Source organism: Citrobacter sp. Cc139 (genome assembly GCF_030334645.1).
GTDB classification, from domain to species: Bacteria; Pseudomonadota; Gammaproteobacteria; order Enterobacterales; family Enterobacteriaceae; genus Citrobacter; species Citrobacter werkmanii.
On record NZ_JAOWDM010000027.1, the window covers coordinates 1 to 233 of the forward strand.

General features: G+C 54.1%; 1 protein-coding gene. It reads right to left on the reverse strand.

The window, feature by feature from the left end; translation table 11 throughout:
- A partial coding sequence (locus tag OGV69_RS01325) for a phage tail fiber protein (RefSeq protein ID WP_502873876.1) occupies positions 1 to 233 on the reverse strand: 233 nt, incomplete at both ends.

The window sequence follows — 233 nt, forward strand, 5'->3', positions numbered from 1 at the left end:
GTACGGATTGTAATATCGCCATCGGGCGCTATTTCGAAATCCAGCCACAACAGAGGCAGGCCGTTACCGTTTTGCGGCACGGAATACCCACCGTCTGCTCCGCCCCACTCCGTGGAGGAGTTAAACCCCAACACTCCGGATACCTTATAAACTCCCGTATCCACCCGGACAACGGTTGCCCCTTCGGACTCACTGTTTAATTCGGTGGTCCCGTCCCCCCAAATCTTAATAAT